Annotated in this window: 19 protein-coding genes; all 19 read left to right on the top strand. The window is 28.9% G+C overall.

The genetic code is table 11. The features are described from left to right. Positions 1 to 10: 10 nt before the first annotated feature. The 19 genes from aldA to AVBRAN_RS07285 all read left to right on the top strand — a co-directional run bounded on the left by aldA (position 11) and on the right by AVBRAN_RS07285 (position 18,834). Positions 11 to 1,453, top strand: coding sequence for an aldehyde dehydrogenase (gene aldA / locus AVBRAN_RS07375; protein WP_239802938.1), 1,443 nt, complete (start codon positions 11 to 13; stop codon positions 1,451 to 1,453). A 138-nt stretch (positions 1,454 to 1,591) separates the two neighbouring features. After that, positions 1,592 to 2,584, top strand: a complete 993-nt coding sequence (locus AVBRAN_RS07370; RefSeq protein WP_239802937.1) for a cation diffusion facilitator family transporter — start codon at positions 1,592 to 1,594, stop codon at positions 2,582 to 2,584. Positions 2,585 to 2,593: 9 nt separating this feature from the next. Then, on the top strand, positions 2,594 to 4,129 hold the full coding sequence (nikA, locus tag AVBRAN_RS07365; protein WP_239802936.1) for a nickel ABC transporter substrate-binding protein: 1,536 nt from the start codon (positions 2,594 to 2,596) through the stop codon (positions 4,127 to 4,129). Position 4,130: 1 nt separating this feature from the next. Next, entirely contained in the window at positions 4,131 to 5,060 is a 930-nt protein-coding gene (locus AVBRAN_RS07360) for an ABC transporter permease subunit (RefSeq protein WP_239802935.1), read from the top strand. Then, positions 5,053 to 5,874 carry a nickel ABC transporter permease subunit NikC gene (nikC, locus tag AVBRAN_RS07355; protein WP_214118841.1) on the top strand — a complete coding sequence of 274 codons (822 nt, stop codon included), beginning with the start codon at positions 5,053 to 5,055 and terminating at the stop codon, positions 5,872 to 5,874. Before AVBRAN_RS07360 ends, nikC begins: the two co-directional genes overlap by 8 nt. Then, positions 5,867 to 6,592, top strand: a complete 726-nt coding sequence (locus AVBRAN_RS07350) for an ABC transporter ATP-binding protein (RefSeq protein WP_214118843.1) — start codon at positions 5,867 to 5,869, stop codon at positions 6,590 to 6,592. The genes nikC and AVBRAN_RS07350 overlap by 8 nt, the downstream gene beginning before the upstream one ends. Beyond that, positions 6,585 to 7,349, top strand: coding sequence for a dipeptide/oligopeptide/nickel ABC transporter ATP-binding protein (locus tag AVBRAN_RS07345; protein ID WP_239802934.1), 765 nt, complete (start codon positions 6,585 to 6,587; stop codon positions 7,347 to 7,349). The genes AVBRAN_RS07350 and AVBRAN_RS07345 overlap by 8 nt, the downstream gene beginning before the upstream one ends. A 142-nt stretch (positions 7,350 to 7,491) precedes the next feature. Further along, a complete protein-coding gene (locus AVBRAN_RS07340; protein ID WP_214118846.1) occupies positions 7,492 to 8,388 on the top strand; it encodes a branched-chain amino acid ABC transporter permease in 897 nt (298 codons plus the stop codon). Continuing rightward, the gene (locus tag AVBRAN_RS07335; protein ID WP_239803729.1) at positions 8,382 to 9,407 is read left to right on the top strand and encodes a branched-chain amino acid ABC transporter permease; all 1,026 of its coding nucleotides are present in this window, start codon (positions 8,382 to 8,384) and stop codon (positions 9,405 to 9,407) included. Before AVBRAN_RS07340 ends, AVBRAN_RS07335 begins: the two co-directional genes overlap by 7 nt. Next, positions 9,404 to 10,156 (top strand): ABC transporter ATP-binding protein, encoded by a 753-nt coding sequence (locus AVBRAN_RS07330; protein WP_214118849.1) that lies wholly within the window; start codon positions 9,404 to 9,406, stop codon positions 10,154 to 10,156. The genes AVBRAN_RS07335 and AVBRAN_RS07330 overlap by 4 nt, the downstream gene beginning before the upstream one ends. Next, positions 10,156 to 10,851, top strand: coding sequence for an ABC transporter ATP-binding protein (locus AVBRAN_RS07325; RefSeq protein WP_214118851.1), 696 nt, complete (start codon positions 10,156 to 10,158; stop codon positions 10,849 to 10,851). The genes AVBRAN_RS07330 and AVBRAN_RS07325 overlap by 1 nt, the downstream gene beginning before the upstream one ends. Before the next feature lie 236 nt (positions 10,852 to 11,087). Then, positions 11,088 to 12,422 (top strand): solute carrier family 23 protein, encoded by a 1,335-nt coding sequence (locus AVBRAN_RS07320; protein WP_239802933.1) that lies wholly within the window; start codon positions 11,088 to 11,090, stop codon positions 12,420 to 12,422. A gap of 8 nt (positions 12,423 to 12,430) precedes the next feature. After that, on the top strand, positions 12,431 to 14,728 hold the full coding sequence (gene xdhA / locus AVBRAN_RS07315) for a xanthine dehydrogenase subunit XdhA (RefSeq protein WP_239802932.1): 2,298 nt from the start codon (positions 12,431 to 12,433) through the stop codon (positions 14,726 to 14,728). After that, entirely contained in the window at positions 14,716 to 15,591 is an 876-nt protein-coding gene (xdhB, locus tag AVBRAN_RS07310) for a xanthine dehydrogenase subunit XdhB (protein ID WP_239802931.1), read from the top strand. Before xdhA ends, xdhB begins: the two co-directional genes overlap by 13 nt. Beyond that, positions 15,581 to 16,042 carry a (2Fe-2S)-binding protein gene (locus AVBRAN_RS07305; protein WP_214118859.1) on the top strand — a complete coding sequence of 154 codons (462 nt, stop codon included), beginning with the start codon at positions 15,581 to 15,583 and terminating at the stop codon, positions 16,040 to 16,042. The genes xdhB and AVBRAN_RS07305 overlap by 11 nt, the downstream gene beginning before the upstream one ends. Continuing rightward, positions 16,032 to 16,706 carry a selenium cofactor biosynthesis protein YqeC gene (gene yqeC / locus AVBRAN_RS07300; RefSeq protein WP_214150224.1) on the top strand — a complete coding sequence of 225 codons (675 nt, stop codon included), beginning with the start codon at positions 16,032 to 16,034 and terminating at the stop codon, positions 16,704 to 16,706. The genes AVBRAN_RS07305 and yqeC overlap by 11 nt, the downstream gene beginning before the upstream one ends. Next, the gene (locus tag AVBRAN_RS07295) at positions 16,703 to 17,266 is read left to right on the top strand and encodes an NTP transferase domain-containing protein (RefSeq protein ID WP_214150225.1); all 564 of its coding nucleotides are present in this window, start codon (positions 16,703 to 16,705) and stop codon (positions 17,264 to 17,266) included. Before yqeC ends, AVBRAN_RS07295 begins: the two co-directional genes overlap by 4 nt. Then, a complete protein-coding gene (yqeB, locus tag AVBRAN_RS07290; protein WP_239802930.1) occupies positions 17,259 to 18,056 on the top strand; it encodes a selenium-dependent molybdenum cofactor biosynthesis protein YqeB in 798 nt (265 codons plus the stop codon). The genes AVBRAN_RS07295 and yqeB overlap by 8 nt, the downstream gene beginning before the upstream one ends. Continuing rightward, the gene (locus AVBRAN_RS07285; RefSeq protein ID WP_239802929.1) at positions 18,049 to 18,834 is read left to right on the top strand and encodes an XdhC/CoxI family protein; all 786 of its coding nucleotides are present in this window, start codon (positions 18,049 to 18,051) and stop codon (positions 18,832 to 18,834) included. Before yqeB ends, AVBRAN_RS07285 begins: the two co-directional genes overlap by 8 nt. Positions 18,835 to 19,085 lie beyond the last annotated feature (251 nt).

Here is a 19,085-nt window from a genome sequence, read left to right as displayed (position 1 = left end):
AGGAGAAGTTATGAAGAGTTATCAAATGTATATTGATGGTGAGTTTGTTACTGAAAAAAGAGAAATGGCACCTGTTTATAATCCTGCTACAAAAGAGCAAGTTAGTGAATATCCACTAGGCACAAGAGATGATGCTAAAAGAGCGCTTGAAGCTGCAAAAAGAGCGGGTAAAAACTGGGAAGCACTTCCAGCTATTGAGCGTGCGGCATATCTTAAAAAAATCGCACAATTAATTCGTAGAGATAGAGTAAAACTAGCTGATATTTTACAAGAAGAGCAAGGCAAGGTTAGAGGTTTAGCTGAAGTTGAGATTGATTTTGCGGCTGATTATTTAGATTATATGGCAGGATTTGCAAGAACTTATGAAGGCGAAATTATTCAAAGTGATAGGGCAAATGAAAATATATTTTTATTTAGAACTGCAATTGGTGTTACGACAGGAATTTTACCTTGGAATTTCCCGTTTTTCTTAATAGTTAGAAAACTTGCACCTGCGTTTGTAACAGGAAATACAATAGTAATTAAGCCAAGTAGCGAAACTCCAAACAACGCATTTGAATTTGCAAAATTAGCTCACGAAGCTGGAGTTCCTAAGGGAGTTTTCTCACTTGTTAGCGGAAAAGGAAGTGAGGTTGGAGATGAGCTAAGCTCAAACCCACTTATTGGAATGGTAAGTGTAACAGGTAGCGTAGAAGCTGGAGTTAGAGTTATGCAAGCAGCTGCAAAAAATGTTATAAAAGTAAATCTTGAGCTTGGTGGAAAAGCACCTGCAATAGTATGTAAAGATGCAAATATGGATTTAGTAATTCCTGCAATTAAAGCAAGTAGAATTTGTAATAACGGGCAAGTTTGCAATTGTGCTGAGCGTGTTTATGTGCATAAATCAAGATATGATGAGTTTATTAATAAAATGGCTGATGAGTTTAGCAAAATTACATTCGGAAATACTGCAAAAGGTAATTTTGATATGGGGCCACTTGTAAATGAAGCTGGTGTTAAAAATGCTGATGCAATGCTAAAACGCGCACTTGAGCAAGGTGCAAAATTAGAAGTTGGTGGCAAGATAACTGATACTAGTGGATATTTCTACCCAGCTACACTACTTAGCAATGCAGACCATAAGAGTGATATTATGCAAAAAGAAATCTTTGCACCAATTTTACCAGTTACAAGTTTTGATACACTAGATGAAGCAATTGATATGGCAAATGATTGTGAATATGGGCTTACAAGTAGTATTTATACAGAAAATCTAAACACAGCTATGAGAGCTTGCCGTGAGATTAAATTTGGCGAAACTTATATCAATCGTGAGAATTTTGAAGCTATGCAAGGCTTTCACGCAGGATTTAGAAAGAGTGGCATAGGTGGTGCTGATGGTAAGCACGGACTTTATGAATACCTTGCAACTCATGTTGTTTATCTTGATTACAATACTAAATTCAACGGCTAAAAATAGGAGCTTTTTAGCTCCTAAAATTATAAAATATTTTAATTTTAATTCAAATATATTTTTTAAGTTTATTTTAAATTAAGAAATAAATGTTACATTTGTTATTTATTTGTTTAAACTAAATTTAAAGGAAAAACAATGACTTGCACCTATCAAGATTTAATTCATAAACCAATAAAACAACATTCAAACAATCATTCTTGCAATCACTCACACCATAACCACTCCCATAATCATTCACACCATAATTCTAATCACTCACAAGAACATCACGACCATTCTCATACTCATTCTTATGATTTTACTAAGAATAAAAAAGCATTATTATTAAGCTTTATAGTAACTTTTGTAGTAATGTTTGCTGAATTAATTTATGGGTATTTGGCTAATTCTTTAGCATTAATTAGTGATGCACTTCATATGATAACACACGCTTTTGCATTGATAATAAGTTTTATTGCACTAATATTTATTAATAAACAAGATAGTAAAAAAACTTATGGATATTATAGAAGTGAAATAATAGCTGCTTTTATAAATGCTATTATGATAGCTATATTTACTATATTTATTATCTATGAAGCTATTGAAAAACTATTAAACCCAAGTAAAATAGATATAAAGACTATGCTTATAGTATCTTGCTTTGGACTTGTAGCAAATATAATTAGTGCTTTATTATTAATGAAAGCTGATACAAGTAATTTAAATATTAAATCAAGTCTAATTCATATGCTAAGTGATTTACTTAGTTCTGTTGCAATTATTATTGGTGGGATTATTGTTTATTACACTGATTTTTATTTTATTGATTCAATACTAGCTTTAATAATAGCTTTAGTAATTGCTAAGTGGTCTATATCATTATTTAAACAAAGCTTAGATATTTTACTTGAGAGCTCATTTATTGAGATTAGTGAAGTAAAAGAATTTATATTAAAGCAAGATTTAAATATAAAAGATATTCACGATATACACATTCATTCAATATCTCAAGATTATCATATACTAACAGCTCATATAATCTTAGATGATTTAAATGAGTTTAAAAGTGTTTTACAAAAGCTTAATGCTTTACTTAAGAATGAGTTTAATATACATCATATTACTATTCAGCCAGAAACAATATAAAGGATTAAAATGAAAAAATTATTTTTTGTATTTATTTTATTAATTAGTTTTTTAAATTCAAGTGAGCTAAAAGTAGCTACTTCTAAAAATGTAGGAGAACTAAATCCACATTTGTATTCTCCAAATGAAATGTTTGCTCAAAATATGGTTTATGAAGGATTTGTCTCATACTCGCAAGATAATCAAATAATACCTAGCCTAGCAACTTCATGGGAGATTAGCGAAGATGGTTTGGTATATACTTTTTATCTTAGAAAAGGAGTTAAGTTTTCTAATGGAGAAGACTTTAATGCAAATGCAGTAAAGCTTAATTTTGATGCAATTTTTGCTAATAAACAAAGGCATATTTCTTTTGCACTTGTAAGAGCTTTTGATTATCTTGAAGTGGTTAATGATTATGAAGTAAAGCTACATTTAAAACATATTTATGAACCTACTTTAAGAGAACTTAGTCTTATTCGTCCTTTTAGATTTATAGCTCCAAGTGCTATGATTGACAATAATACAAAAGATGGTATAAAAGCACCAATTGGCACAGGTAAATGGAAATTCGTTGATACTAAATTAGGCGTTTATGATAAGTTTGTTAAAAACGAAAATTATTGGGGCGAAAAAGCTAAAATTGATAGCATAGTATGTAAAATAATTCCTGATCCAAGCTCAAAAGTAATAGCTCTAAAAACAAAAGAAATTGATTATATTTATACTGATGGAGAAATTAGCTTAGAAGATTTTATAAACTTGCAAAAAAGCGATTATCAAACGCTAATCTCAAAGCCACTTAGCACTATTTTAATAGCGCAAAATACAGCAAAATATCCAACAAATGATATTAATGTAAGAAAGGCTATTAATATGGCTATTAATAAAGATGAAATTAGCAAATATGTTTTCTATGGGACAAGACCAAAGGCTGATTTTTTCTATGATGATAATGTGCCAAATGGCAAAATTGATAGAAGTGCATACGAATATAATCCTAAAAAAGCTAAGCAATTATTACTTGATAATGGTTGGGAATTTAAAAATGGCTTTTTAGAAAAAGATGGCAAAAGATTAGATATAGTGATTTCTTATATAGGCATTAACGCAGAGCAAAAGGCTATATCAGAAGTATTACAAGCGAATTTAAAAGAAATAGGAATTAATCTAATCTTACAAGCTAATGAAAGCACTATATTTTATAAAAGACATAGAAATGGGGAATTTGAATTAATCTTTAATGCTACTTGGGGAGCTCCTTATGAGCCTGAAATTTTTATGGCTTCTATGGTTGCACCAGCTCACGCTGATTATATGGCTCAAATTGGATTAAAGCAAAAACCACTAATTGATGAAAATATAGAAAAATTATCTAAAACAATGAATAAAGATGAAAAATCTAAACTAGCTAAAGAAATACTTACAATCTTACACGATGAAGCGGTATATATTCCTATTGTATATCATACAAATATATGCGTTGCAAGTCCTAAATTAAAAGGAGTTAAAACGAGTATTTTAAAATATGAAATTCCTTTTGATGATATAGAAATTAAGGAGTAGTATGAAAAAATTCATATTAAAAAGAACTTTATATGCCATTATTTGCTTGTTTTTAGCATCAATTTTTATTTTTTTATTAATTAGGCTGAATGGAACTGATGCAGTTATGAATTATTTGCAAGTTAGTGGGATAGCACCGACTAATGAAGCGATAGAGCATACAAGAATTATGTTAGGCTTAAATGAGCCAATAATTACTCAATATATAGTTTGGATAAAAAACGCCTTGCAATTAGATTTTGGGACATCATATTTTACTAATCGTAAAATCGCACCTGATTTGTTTGAATACTTAGGAAATACTTTAAAGCTAACATCATTTGCCTTGCTTATAACGTTTGTAATCTCTATTCCTTTTGGGGTGTTTTCTGCAATTTATAAAAATCATTTTTTTGATTATTTTGTAAGGATTTTTTCATTTTTAGGTGTTAGCACTCCTAGTTTTTGGCTTGGTTTATTATTTATTTTATTTTTTTCTGTTGAGCTTAATTTATTGCCTCCTTTTGGCATAGGTGGGATTAATCATTTAATAATGCCTGCATTAGCAATATCTTTTATGTCAATTGCAATTAATGCTAGATTTATTAGGATTAATTTTTTACAAGCTTGTAATGAAAGATTTATAGCTTATGCAAAAATGCGTGGCGTAGGAAAGTATAAGATATATTCAAAACATATTTTATTTAATTCTTTACTACCTTTAATAACTGCTTTTGGTATGCATATAGCTGAACTTTTTGGTGGGGCTTTGGTGATTGAAAATATTTTTGCTTATCCTGGAGTTGGTCGTTATGCTGTAAGTGCTATTTATTATAGTGATTATCCTGTAATTCAAGCTTTTAGTATGATGATGTGTTTTGTGTTTATTTTAATTAATTTAATCACTGATATTTTATATGCGATAATTGACCCAAGGATTAGATATGAGTAAGAAAATTTATGAATATTTCGTGTATTTTTTATGTGCTTTTATAATCTTACTTGCTTTATTTGGTAAATATTATGCACCTTATAGTGCAAATGAGATTAATTTAGCGAATAAATTTGCTAGTAATTCATTATTGCATATTTTTGGGACTGATCATTTAGGGCGAGATATTTTCTCAAGGATTTTAGAAGGTGCTTATATTTCAATTCTAGCTACCTTTTCAACCATTATTATAATAATAGTTTTAGGCGTTAGTGTAGGTTTTATAGCTGGATTTTCAAATAATAAAATTGATAATTTTTTAATGAGAATTTGTGATATATTTTTATGCTTTCCTACTATTGTTTTGGCTTTATTTTTCGTAGGGATTTTAGGAACTGGTTTATTAAATATAATTATAGCCATTGCTTTAACTCACTGGGCTTGGTATGCAAGGATTATTAGAAGCATTGTTTTAAAGTTAAAAAATACTGAATATGTATTAATTAGCAAAACTTGTGGAGCTAGTAATTTTAAGATTTTTAAAAAGCATTTTGCAAAGCCTATTTGTATGCAGCTACTGGTATTAAGCACACTTGATTTGGGGCATATAATGCTGCATATTTCAGGTCTTAGTTTGCTTGGGCTTGGGGTAAAAGCACCACAGGCTGAATGGGGGATAATGATAGCTGAAACAAAAGATTATATTTTAACTCATTATGAGCTTATTTTATATCCTGGAATTGCTATGTTAATTGTAATTATTGCTTTTAATTTATTAGGCGATATTTTAAGAGATAAATTTGAAAATTTAATACAAGTTGAAAGTCATGGATAAAATAATAGTAAAAAATTTAAATATATTTTATAAAGATACAGCCTTAGTAAATAATGTTAGTATGAATATACAAAGTGGAAAAATCACGGCTTTATTAGGGCTTAGTGGAAGTGGAAAAAGCCTAATAGCAACAGCTATTATGGGATATGTAGCAAATAATTTAAAGCTTAGCGGGAGTATTTGTTTAGATGATAATTCAAAGCAAAATATTGCTTGTATTATGCAAAATCCAAGAACAGCTTTTAATCCTTTATTTAGTATCAAAAACTGCTTTTATGAGACTTTAAAGGCAAGGAATTTAAAAATTGATAATGAATATATAAAAGAGATTTTAAATAAAGTTAAATTGAACGAAAGCGTTTTAAATCTTTATCCACACGAATGCAGTGGCGGAATGCTTCAAAGAATTATGATAGCTTTAGCCTTAGTATCTCGTGCAAAATTTATAATAGCTGATGAGCCTACGAGTGATTTGGATTTGATTTCTCAAGCTGCAGTTTTAGATATATTAGAAGAAATATCAAGCAAAATAGGGATATTGTTAATAACTCATGATTTTGGAGTGGTTGCAAGACTTGCTGATTATGTTTATGTTATGGATAATGCAAGGATTGTTGAAGAAGCAACTTGTATTGATATATTTAAAAACCCACAAGCAAATATAACAAAAGAATTAATTAATTCACATTTATCATTATATGGAGTTAGCAATGCTTAAGGTAGAAAATATCTCATATTCATATAAAAACTCAAATTTATTTAGCGATAAATATACTCAAGTTTTAAATGGAGTTAGCTTTAATTTAGATGAGAATAATTCTTTAGGTATTTTAGGAATTAGTGGAAGTGGCAAAAGCACTTTAGCAAAAATCATTGCTAATATTTACAAAGCAAATTCTGGAAATGTATTTTTAAACAATGTAAAAATACAAGATAATAAAGAGTATAAAAAATTAATTCAAATAGTATTTCAAGATTCAAGAGCATCTTTTAACCCTGATTTTAGCGTTTATGAAGCCTTGATTGAACCTTTAGAAAATCTTACTAATTTTAGTAAAAGCGAGATTAAAAAAAGAGCTTTAGAATGCTTAGAATTATTAGAATTAAATCAAGACTTATTAGATAAAAAATGCTCAATGCTAAGTGGGGGACAATTACAAAGGCTAAGCATAGCAAGAGCTATTTCAATTAAGCCAAAAATACTTATTTTAGATGAAGCTACAAGTTCATTAGATGTATTAATTCAAGCAAAGATTTTAAAGACTTTAAAAAATCTTCAAAAGGATTTAAGCTATATCGTAATAACTCATGATTTAAGGATTATAAAATTATTTTGTGATGAAGTTTTAGTCCTTGATAAAGGCAAGGTAATTGAGAGCAAAAAAGTATGCAAGGATTTAGAATTTGAAAGCTTAATGGCTAAAGAATTAAGCAATAGTATATTAAAGCCTTTTCCTAAGGATTTTTATAAATAATATTTAAAAGATTAAATATAATTTTTGTAATTTTGTAAAAAAGTGTTACGAATTTACAAATTCTTATAATTAATCTTAAAAATTATTATGAAATTAAGCTTAGTTTATTAATATTTCTTTTTATTTTCAAAAAAGGTTTTTAATGAGTTCGACGCTACTTATTCAACAGATTTTCAATGGCTTTTCACTAGGCTCAATGTATGCACTAATTGCTATTGGATATACTATGGTTTATGGAGTTTTAAGGCTTATCAATTTTGCTCACGGCGATATTATGATGATAGGCTCGTATGCTTGTTTATTTGCACTTAATTTTTTTGCTTTTCCGTTTATACCTGCTTTTGGTTTTGCTATATTAATTTGTATTGCACTTGGAATTAGCATTGATAAGATTGCTTATAAGCCACTTAGAAATTCTCCTAGAATTTCACTATTAATCACTGCTATTGGAGTTTCGTTTTTCTTAGAAAATCTAATAAATGTATTATTTACAAGTACACCACAACCATTTAATGCACCGAGTATTTTGATAAATCCTATTAATTTATTTGATATTAGAATGTCTTTGCTTGATTTGATAATTCCAACTTTAACTATTATTATTTTAATAGCTGTTTTATTGATTTTGTATAAAAGCAAATATGGAATTGCTATTCGTGCACTTGCTTTTGATATTTCAACCGTTGCTTTAATGGGAATTGATGCTAATAAAATTATAGCTTTTGTATTTGCACTAGGCTCAATGTTAGCTTGTATTGGCGGGATTTTTTGGGCGTGTAAATATCCACAAATTGACCCTAATATGGGAGTTTTAATAGGGCTTAAGGCTTTTGGAGCTGCTGTTTTAGGTGGTATTGGTAGCGTTGGCGGAGCTGTTCTTGGTGGGCTTATAATTGGATTTTGCGAAGTTTTAATAGTAGCTTTTGTGCCTGATTTAGCAGGGTTTAAAGATGGTTTTGCATTTATATTTTTAGTATTTGTTTTATTGTTTAAACCAACAGGAATTATGGGACAAGATTATGAAAGGAGTAGATTTTAATGAAAAATATATTTTCAATAATCATTTTAATCTTAGCAGTTTTAAGCATTTTTGCGGCTCAATATTGCTTGAGTGATTATGCTTTAAGAACTTTTATAAATATTAGTATTTTTATAATCTTGGCAGTATCTTATAATCTAATCAATGGTGTAACAGGGCAATTTAGCCTAGAGCCTAATGGTTTTGTTGCAGTTGGTGCTTATATTACGGCTTTATTATTGCTTGATATTGAAGCTAAGCAAGATCAATTTAGCTTATTAGACCCGCATCCATTTATTTTATCATTTCATACTGATAGCTTTTTTATAGCTTTATTAGCGGGTGGTTTTGGTGCTTTGGCTTTATCTTTAATCTTAAGCTTTGCTGTTTTTCGTGTAAGGGGAGATTATTTAGCTATCGTTACGCTTGGATTTGGGATAATTATTAAATTAATTGCACTTAATTTCGCAGCTTTTACAAACGGAGTGCAAGGGTTAAATGAAATTCCAAAACCGAATAATTTTTTATATATAGTTGGAATTATTACTATTATTAGCGTTATTTTAATACTTAATATCATTTATTCAAAATACGGCAGAGCAATGAAGGCTGTAAGAGATGATGAAGATGCAGCTTTAGCTATGGGGATTAATACTTTTAGGATTAAGACTTTAGCTTTTGGGACTAGTGCTTTTTTAGAAGGTGTAGCAGGTGGGCTTTTAGCTTGTTATATCACAAGTGTTACGCCTGAACAATTTGACTTTTTATTTACATTCCAATTATTAATTATCATAGTTTTAGGTGGGTTAGGAAGCACTACAGGAGCAATTATTGGAGCTATTTTAGTAATTGGTGGAAGTGAGTGGCTTAGATTTTTAGATGAACCTATGAGCATTTTTGGTTATGAGACAAAAGGTTTGCCAGGACTTAGAATGCTTGTGTTTTCTATCATATTAATTTTAGTAATGCTATTTGCAAGGCGTGGGATTTTTGGCGATAAGGAGCTAAGCGATATTATTTTTAAAAGGTTTAAAAAATGATTTTAGAGCTTAAGAATATTGATAAGAATTTTGGTGGAGTAAAGGCTATAAATAATGCAAATCTTAGCGTTAAAAAAGGTGAAGTTTTTGGACTTATTGGACCTAATGGAGCAGGGAAAACTACTTTATTTAATATAATTTCAGGAGCTTATAAACCAAGTTCGGGTGAGATTATTTTTGATAATAAAAACATTACAAATCTAAATCAATTAGAAATCACAAAATTAGGCATTGCAAGGACTTTTCAAAATATTAGATTATTTTCATCTATGAGTGTGCTTGAGAATGTTTTAATAGGGCTAAATTGTAGTATTAATTACAATATTTTTGAAGCGTTTTTGCATATTGCAAGATATAAAAAGGCTGAAAAACAAGCAAGAGAAGAAGCAATAAAAATACTAAATACTCTTAAAATCTCTCATTTAGCTAATGCAAAATCAACCGAATTAAGTTATGGAGAACAAAGAAAATTAGAAATAGCAAGAGCATTAGCACTAAAGCCAAAATTATTATTACTTGATGAGCCTGTAGCAGGAATGAATGGGACTGAGAGCAATGAATTAGCAGATATTATAACTACTCTTAAAAAAGAGCTTAGTATAGTGTTGATTGAGCATGATATGAAGTTTGTAAATAGCTTATGTGATAGGGTTTTAGTGCTTGATTATGGTAAGAGTATTTTCTTAGGCTCACCAAAAGAAGCAGTTAATAATAATGAAGTAATTAAAGCATATTTAGGAGATTTTTAATGTTAAAGGTTAAAAACTTAAGCGTTCATTATGGTTTGATTAAAGCTGTTGATGATATTAGTTTTCATATAAACTCAGGAGAAATCGTAAGTATTGTAGGTAGTAACGGGGCTGGTAAAACTAGCACTTTAAATGCGATTTTGAATATTCCTAAGCGTAGTGGGGAGATTAATTTTTTAGGTTATGAAATAGAAAGGCATAAAACTCATACTCTAGTTCAAAAAGGAATTAGCCTTGTGCCAGAAGGAAGAAGAGTTTTTGCAAATCTTAGCATAGAAGATAATCTTAAAATGGGAGCGTTTTATAATGCTGATAATTACGAGCATTTAAAAGAGCAAATGTATAGATTATTCCCACGCTTAAAGCAAAAAAATAATACCTTAGCAAGGAATTTAAGTGGTGGAGAAGCACAAATGTTAGCAATCTCAAGAGCTTTAATGGGAGAGCCAAAATTACTTATGTTAGATGAACCAAGTCTAGGACTTGCACCTAAGATTGTAGGAGAAGTTTTTGAGATAATTAAGGTTTTAAAAAATGAAGGAATTACTATTTTATTAGTAGAGCAAAACGCCCAACAAGCATTAAAAATAAGCGATAGGGCTTATGTTTTAGAAAATGGTAAAATCGTTTTAGAAGGCAAAGGAATTGACCTTGCAAATGATGATAATATTCGCAAAAAATATTTAGGAATTTAAATATAAAATCGGAATTAATTTTTCGGTTTTATATTTTAATATGATTTATTTTAGCCTTGTTATAAATTAATATTTATATATGAGATTTTATGATGATTATTTTTTTAGTATAAATATATTTTTATTATTTAACTTAGGAATTTAATTCTACTTATGTTTTAGCATTATCAATAAATATCAAGATGATTTTAAGTAAGATTTTATATAATCACTTTTATCTAAAATGAAAGTGTGTGATGAAAAATAAGAATTTAATTTACCAACTAGAAGGAAAACCCCCGTTTTTTGTAGCACTTCCTTTGGGAATGCAGCATGTTCTTGCTATGTTTACAGGAAATTTAGCCCCCATTTTGATAATTATAGGGGTCTTAAATAGTACGAGTATTGTAATATCCACGCAAGAAAGTATCAGTTTAATCCAATCAGCTATGCTAGCTTCTGGCATAGTAACTCTTCTGCAACTTTATCCAATCAAATATAAAAATATCCAAATAGGTGCTAATCTTCCAATAGTTATGGGGACTACATTTGCTTTTGTGCCAACAGCTATAAGTGTTGCAAATACTTATGGTTTTAGTGCAATTTTAGCTTCTTCTCTTATAGGCAGTATAATCACTATATTTATTGGTTTTGCTTACAAATATATCACAAAGATTTTATCTGAATTAGTAATAGGTGTTGTATTAATTGCAATCGGCATTAATTTATTAGATGTGGGTGTTAATTATTGTGCGGGTGGTTTAGCTGCTAAAAAAATGGGAACTTATGGGGATATTATTAATTTATGTTTATCTTTTAGCACTTTTGCAATCATTATTGCTATTCAACGATTTGCAAAGGGTATCTTTAAAGTTTCAGCTATTTTAATAGGTCTTGTTGTGGGATATTTTTTAGCTTATATGGTAGGTAGAGTAGATACTAGTATTATTAGTGAAGCAAGTTGGTTTAGCTTGCCTATTCCAATTATTTTAATTAATGAATTTCATTTTGAACTAGCCCCTATTGTAAGTGCCATTATCGTTTATATAATCACAAGTTTAGAAACTATTGGAAATGTTAATGGAATTACCGTAGCAGCTTTTAATAGGTGTGCTAAAGAAAAAGAAATCAGTGGAGCTATTTTAGCAGATGGTGTTGGTTGTATGGTGGCTAGTTTGTTAAATGCTTTACCTAATACAGCTTATGGTCAAAATGCAGGAATAATAGCAATGACAAAAATTATAAATAAATATTGCATAGCTTTAGGTGCTTTTTTTATTATAGTATCAGCTTTTATTCCTAAATTAGGAGCTGTTTTTAGGACTATTCCAGATAGTGTTTTAGGGGGTGCAGTTATTATGATTTTTGCTATGATTTTGATAAATGGTATTAAGATTGTAGCTTATGCTGGATTTAGCAACAAAAATGTAATGATATTAGGTATTACTTTTGGTCTTGGGTATGGGTTTGGAGTCCATCCTGAAATTACTAGTAATTTGCCAGGTTATATAAGTTGGGTTTTTAAAGATAGCATAGTAGGAGTTTGTGTAATTTCTATGATAGCTTCTTTATTTTTTGCAAAAGATAAATAAGGGTGAGTATGAAAGAAGAATTTAAAACGATAGGTAAAAGTGAAACAAGATGGGATGCTTACGCTAAAGTTACAGGTAAAGCAATTTATACTGCTGATATTCCTACTAAGAAAAAGTTTTATGCAAGAATAGTAAGATCTAGCATAGCACATGGATATGTTAAAAGTTTTGATTTTAGCGAAGCTTTAAAGGTTGATGGGGTTATTAAAATTTTAACTTATAAAGATATGCCAAAAACTAAGTTTGCAACCGCAGGTCATCCATTTGGACTAGACCCAAAGACTAGAGATAGGTATGATAGAACCATTTTAACAGAGCATGTTAGATTATTTGGAGATGAAATAGCAGCTATTATTGCAACCACTGATTTAGCTGCAAAAATTGCTGTAAGTAAGGTAAAGGTTGAATATGATGAGCTTCCTTTTTATCTAACCCCACAAGAAGCAATGCAAGAAGGGGCTGCGAAAATTCATGAGGATTTAGATAGCAATATAATGGCTCATACTATTAGTAAAGTTGGAGATGTAGAATCGGCTTTAGCTAATAGCGATTATGTTTTTAGTGATACATTTAAAGTTCCTTTACAACAACATTGCCATATGGAAAATCAGATTGCTTATGCTTATAAAGACCAAGATAATCGTTATGTGGTAGTAAGTTCAACTCAAATTCCACATATTTTAAGAAGAATTTTAGGCGAAGTTTTTGAAAAACATTGGAGTTATTTTAGAGTCATAAAACCTTTTGTTGGTGGTGGTTTTGGTAATAAACAAGAAGTAACAATAGAGCCACTTTGCGTTGCTTTATCTATGGCTATGGGTGGAGAAATTGTTCAAATTGCACTTGATAGAGAAGAAAGTATCGCATATACAAGAACAAGACACGAAATGGAATATAAAGCAAAAATGGGTATTAGTAAAGATGGCTTTATAAATGCTTTAGATATAGAAGTATTATCAAATAAAGGAGCTTACGCATCTCATACTCATTCGGTTGGTATTAAAGGTGGTGGAGTTTTATTATCTTTATATAATATTCCTAACTTTAGATATGACATTAAAACCGTTCATACAAATATAGCAACAGCTGGGGCTATGAGAGGATATGGAGTTCCACAGGTTATGTTTTTTATAGAAAGTTTTATGGAAAATGTAGCTAGAAAAATGGGTTTTGATTCTATTAGTTTTAGAGAAAAAAATATAGTAGGAAATGATGTTTTAAATCCACTAAATCAAGTTATTCAAAAATCAGCTAAATTAAAAGAATGTATTAAGGTTGCTAAAGATAAATTTAATTACTATGAAAAACAAAAAGCCTGTAAAGAATTTAAACACTCTTATAAAAAGCGTGGGGTAGGGCTTGCAACCTTTACTTATACAACAGGTGTTTATCCAAAGGGCTTAGAAACAGCAGCAGCTAGAGTAATACTAAATCAAGATGCACATATTAAACTAATGCTAGGTTCAACTGAAATCGGACAAGGTTCTGATACGGTTTTAGCTCAAATGGCAGCAGAAGTTTTAAGTATTCCTTATGATTGGGTTATAGTTGATGCGAATACTGATACAGATACGGCTCCATTTGATACAGGAGCTTATGCTTCAAGACAAAGCTATGTAACAGGGCTTGCAGTAAAAGAAGCTGCTTTAAAATTAAAAACAAAAATATTAAAAACAGCAGCGAGATTAAAAGATGTTGATTTTGCAAATCTTGATTTAGAAAATGCAAATATTGTTTTTAAGAATAAAGAAGTTTTAATGAGTTTGGCTGATTTTGCTTTACACACTACTTATGATTGGCAAAAGGCTAAAAGTTTATCGGCATTTGCAAGTGTAAATTGCCATACAAATTCTTATAGTTATGGTATTACTATGGCTATGGTTGAAGTTGATATGAATACAGGAAAAATAGAGATATTAGATATTTTAAATGTTCATGATGCTGGTAAGGTATTAAATCCACTTTTAGCAAGTTCTCAAGTAGAAGGCGGAATGGGAATGGCAATTCCTTATGCTTTATTAGAAGAATTAAAATATGACAAAAAAACAGGTAAGATTTTAAACAATAATCTTTTAGATTATAAAGTTCCAACTGCACTTGATGTTCCTGATTTAGATGTTAGTTTTGTTGATAATTATGACCCTTATGGTCCATTTGGTAATAAGTCTTTAGGTGAACCTCCTATGTGTTCTCCTGCACCTGCTATTAGAAATGCAGTGCTTGATGCTACAAATATAGAGTTTAATCAAATTCCAATAACACCAGAAAGATTTTTTCAAGCTAAGGATAAAGAATGTATTATTTAAGTAATTACACGGAAGCAAAAAGCGTTAATGAAGCTAGTAGGTTATTAAAAACTATAGATGATTCGGTATTAATTGCAGGCGGAACTGATATTTTAATTAAACTTAGAAGTTTGGATAAAAAATACGCAAATAAGCATTTAATAGGAATTAATACTTTAAAAGAATTAAAAACTATAACAATTGATGATGAGTTTATTCATATAGGTGCATTATGCACTTTTGATGATATAGAAAATAATGAAATTATAAAAAATAATTTAACAAATCTCAAACAAGCAGCTGCTCTAGTTGGTGGCCCGCAAATTAGAAATATGGCTACAATAGGTGGAAATATTTGCAATGGTGCAACTTCTGCTGATAGTGCTTCAAGTCTTTTTACTCTTGATGCGATTTTAGTTATTTACAACGAAGACACACGCAAAGAAATTGCTATAAATGATTTTTATATTAGTTCTGGTGTTGTTAAATTAGAAAAAGGAGATATTTTAACAAGTATTAAAATTCCTAAAAAATCTTTTAATGGTTATGTTAGTAAATATATAAAATTTGCTCAAAGAAATGCTATGGATATAGCTACAATTGGAGTTAGTGTTATGTTAAAAACTAATAATGATGAGATAATTGATTTAAAATTAGCTTATGGAGTTGCTGCTCCTACTCCTATTAGAGCTAAAGAAAGTGAAAAATTAGCAAAAGGTTTAAAATTAACTAAAGATAATATTGAAAAAATTGCTAATAATATTTTAAATGAAACAAAGGCAAGAGATTCTTGGAGAGCTTCTAAAGATTTTAGAAATAATCTTTTAACAACGCTTACAAAAAGAGCTATTTATGAATTAATAGGAAAAAATTATGAAAATTAAAACTTATATAAATGATAAATTTTATGAATTACACATTGACCCTAGAATGTCATTGCTTGAATTAATAAGAAATGTATTGCAACTAAGTGGAACTAAAGAAGGCTGTAGTGTTGGTGAATGTGGAGCTTGTGCTGTTTTAGTTGATGGTAAAAATGTAAATAGCTGTATTTATTTAGCAGCTTGGGCTGATGGTAAAAAAATAACTACTATAGAAGGTTTAACCCCTTTTGATGGCTTAAGTCTTTTACAAGAAAATTTTGTAAAAAATGGTGCTGTTCAGTGTGGATTTTGCACTCCTGGGTTTATTATTTCATCAACTGCTTTGCTTAGTAAAAATAAAATGCCTACTAAGTTTGAAATAAGGCGAGGTGTGTCTGGTAATCTATGTCGTTGCACAGGATATAAAAAAATCTTTCAAGCCATAGAAGATACTGCAAATAATGCTAAATGAAGCTTTAGATATTAAATATAAAGACAAAATTGCGATTATAGGCTCTGGTGGGAAGACTACTTTTGCTTATAATCTAGCTAAACAAAATCAAGATAAAATCACAATTCTTACAACAAGTACAAAAATGTATGAAGTAAAAGATATAAATTTTAATAATCTATATAATCAAACAAGTATTACAAATCTTAAAAAAGGCGTTAATTTATGTGGAAAAATTATTGACAATAAAGTAAATGCTTTAGATGATTTTAGTGATTTTTATAAAAATTGTGATTTGTTTATATATGAAGCTGATGGAGCTAAGGAATTGCCTTATAAAGTTTGGAAAAATAATGAGCCTGTTATTTTAGAAAATACCAATAAAATAATAGGAATTATTCCACTTCATTTATTAAATTATCAATTAAATGAGAATTTCATTCATAGGTTTGATGATTTTTTGAAAGTATTTGAAGTGAGTAAAAGTGATGTTTTAAGTATTGATTTAATAGAAAAAATTTGTTTAAAAATGTTTGAAAATATTAGTTTAAATTCTGATAATTTTATTTTTTTTAATAGATGCGATGATTTAAAAGTATTAAATGAACTTGCAAAAAGATTAAAAAATTTTAGATTATTAGCTGGTTTTTTAAAAGAAGAAAAATATATAAGGCTTAATTTTTGAAAGGAATTTGTATTATCTTAGCAGCTGGATATTCAAGAAGGCTTGGTTTAAATAAATCATTTTTAAAATATAAAAATACTTATTTTATTGATTTGATTATTCAAAAAACTTTAGAGCTTAATATGGATATTAAAATAGTTGCTAATGAGAACAATTACGAGTATTTAAAGACAAATTATAAAGATTTTAATGTGGTTTTAAATGCCTTTAATAAGGGTCAAAATACAAGTATAAAAATAGCTTTAAATAATGTTTTAGATTATGATTACGCAATATTTTTACCGATTGATCAAATATTTTTAAAAACTAATTCAATAAAAACTATCATTTCAAAATATAAAGAAAATTATATTGTTGTTCCTAGATTTAATAATATTAATTCCTTGCCTACTATTTTTGATAAAAAATATTTTAAAGAATTGTGCGAATTAGATAATGATAGCGGTGGAAGAGTGCTAATTCAAAAATATAAAGATAAAGTAATTTTTGTTGATTTATATGATGAATTAGAAGGAAAAGATATAGATACTAAAGAAGATTTAAGGTTGATTGATGAGTGAATTTGTAATTATTAGAGGAGCGGGTGATATTGCTAGTGGTATTGCTGCTAGGCTTTTTAGAGCAGGTTTTAAGATACTTTTATTAGAATGTTTAAAACCAAGTTCAATTAGAACAAAAGTTTGTTTTTCTCAAGCAGTTTACGATAAAACTTGTGAAATAGAAGGTATAAAAGCGAAGTTAGTTAATAAAGATGAGATTTTAGATTGTAAAGATTTTATTCCTATTATAATTGATGAGAATTTAGATATTTTAAATTATATAAAACCAAGGGCTTTAATTGATTCAATTTTAGCTAAAAGGAATTTAGGAACAAATATTAATATGGCTCCTGTTGTGATTGCTATTGGACCTGGGTTTTGTGCTGGAATTGACGCTCACGCTGTAATCGAGAGTAATCGCGGCCATAATTTAGGCAAGGTTATTTTAAGTGGTTTTACTGAAGAAAATACAGGAATTCCTGCTGAAGTAAAAGGAATTGGAGCAAAAAGAGTAATCTATGCAAACGATAATGGAATCTTTAAAGCTATTGCTAAAATAGGTGATATTGTAAAAGAAGAAGAAATTATTGCATATATTGATAATACACCTGTTAAAGCTAGTATAAGTGGGCTTTTAAGAGGTATTATTAATGATAATTTTGAAGTAGTAAAGGGTCTTAAAATTGCAGATATTGACCCAAGAATTAGTGAATATGAAAATTGCTTTAGTATTTCAGATAAGGCTAGGAGCATAGGTGGTGGGGTTCTTGAAGCTTTGATGTATTTTGAAAATAGGAATAAAAATGGATGAATTGATAATAAAAGAAATATATAAAAGATGTGAGAAAAATGAAAAAATTGCATTAATAACTCTTACCAAATCAAGTGGCAGCACTCCTAGAAATGCAGGTTCTATGATGGCTTTATTTAGCGATGGCACAAGCATTGGAAGTATAGGTGGTGGTAAATTAGAATTTGAAGTTTTAAAAGAAGCTAAAGAATGTTTAGAAAATAATAAAAGTAAAATTTTTAATCACGAATTAACACCGAATGGAGATTTAAAAATGCAGTGCGGCGGGCTTGCAAGTGGTTATATAAAAATTATTAATCAAAAAGCAAAATTAATAATATGTGGAGCAGGACATATTGGTAAAGAAATATTATTTTTATCAAAATATTTAGGTTTTTATTCCATTTTAATTGATGATAGGCAAGATTATTTGCAAGGTTTAGCAAATGAAGAATATTTCAGCAATTATGAAGATTTGAGTTTTTTAGATATTGATGATAATACTTATGTAATTATTGTTACAAAATCTCATTTAGATGATTATAAATGCTTAAAAAATGTAATAGATAAAAATGCAAAATATGTTGGTGTTATTGGAAGTAAAACTAAACATAAATTCATTAAAGATGAGCTGATTAAAGATAATTTTAGTACCGAATTATTTAATAAAATTTATGCTCCAATAGGTTTAGACATTGCAAATCAGGAGCCAAGAGAAATTGCGTTTAGTATTTTAAGTGAGGTTTTACTTATCAAAAATCAAGGTAAATTAGCACATAAAAAAAATTTTAATCCCTAAATTCCAAAAATATTTTTATGTTTAAGTGTTTTTTAAGTTTAATAACATATAATTCAAGCTTTTTATTTGCTTCTAGCAAATCGTTATTTTAAATAGTTTTATTGTTAATTTTAAATATATCAATTATTTCAACGTCAATCTTTGATATCTAAACAAGTGATCAAGAGCCATTTAAAACTTTCTTATATATAAGTTTTAAATCATTCACTTCATTATTTTATTTATTTTTTAATTTTTCATAGATTAAAAAA

Origin of the sequence: Campylobacter sp. RM12651, from assembly GCF_022369475.1 — a bacterium.
Taxonomy (GTDB): Bacteria; Campylobacterota; Campylobacteria; order Campylobacterales; family Campylobacteraceae; genus Campylobacter_E.
This window is presented reverse-complemented; position numbering and strand designations above follow the sequence as displayed.

Excerpts from the sequence above, each read along its gene's own strand:
- AVBRAN_RS07345 (WP_239802934.1), top strand. The coding sequence starts at position 6,585 with ATGCTTAAGGTAGAAAATATCTCATATTCATATAAAAACTCAAATTTA.
- AVBRAN_RS07360 (WP_239802935.1), top strand. The coding sequence starts at position 4,131 with ATGAAAAAATTCATATTAAAAAGAACTTTATATGCCATTATTTGCTTG.
- AVBRAN_RS07350 (WP_214118843.1), top strand. The coding sequence starts at position 5,867 with ATGGATAAAATAATAGTAAAAAATTTAAATATATTTTATAAAGATACA.
- AVBRAN_RS07305 (WP_214118859.1), top strand. The coding sequence starts at position 15,581 with ATGAAAATTAAAACTTATATAAATGATAAATTTTATGAATTACACATT.
- AVBRAN_RS07370 (WP_239802937.1), top strand. The coding sequence starts at position 1,592 with ATGACTTGCACCTATCAAGATTTAATTCATAAACCAATAAAACAACAT.
- nikC (WP_214118841.1), top strand. The coding sequence starts at position 5,053 with ATGAGTAAGAAAATTTATGAATATTTCGTGTATTTTTTATGTGCTTTT.
- yqeC (WP_214150224.1), top strand. The coding sequence starts at position 16,032 with ATGCTAAATGAAGCTTTAGATATTAAATATAAAGACAAAATTGCGATT.
- xdhA (WP_239802932.1), top strand. The coding sequence starts at position 12,431 with ATGAAAGAAGAATTTAAAACGATAGGTAAAAGTGAAACAAGATGGGAT.
- yqeB (WP_239802930.1), top strand. The coding sequence starts at position 17,259 with ATGAGTGAATTTGTAATTATTAGAGGAGCGGGTGATATTGCTAGTGGT.
- xdhB (WP_239802931.1), top strand. The coding sequence starts at position 14,716 with ATGTATTATTTAAGTAATTACACGGAAGCAAAAAGCGTTAATGAAGCT.
- nikA (WP_239802936.1), top strand. The coding sequence starts at position 2,594 with ATGAAAAAATTATTTTTTGTATTTATTTTATTAATTAGTTTTTTAAAT.
- AVBRAN_RS07320 (WP_239802933.1), top strand. The coding sequence starts at position 11,088 with ATGAAAAATAAGAATTTAATTTACCAACTAGAAGGAAAACCCCCGTTT.
- AVBRAN_RS07325 (WP_214118851.1), top strand. The coding sequence starts at position 10,156 with ATGTTAAAGGTTAAAAACTTAAGCGTTCATTATGGTTTGATTAAAGCT.
- AVBRAN_RS07330 (WP_214118849.1), top strand. The coding sequence starts at position 9,404 with ATGATTTTAGAGCTTAAGAATATTGATAAGAATTTTGGTGGAGTAAAG.
- AVBRAN_RS07340 (WP_214118846.1), top strand. The coding sequence starts at position 7,492 with ATGAGTTCGACGCTACTTATTCAACAGATTTTCAATGGCTTTTCACTA.
- aldA (WP_239802938.1), top strand. The coding sequence starts at position 11 with ATGAAGAGTTATCAAATGTATATTGATGGTGAGTTTGTTACTGAAAAA.
- AVBRAN_RS07285 (WP_239802929.1), top strand. The coding sequence starts at position 18,049 with ATGGATGAATTGATAATAAAAGAAATATATAAAAGATGTGAGAAAAAT.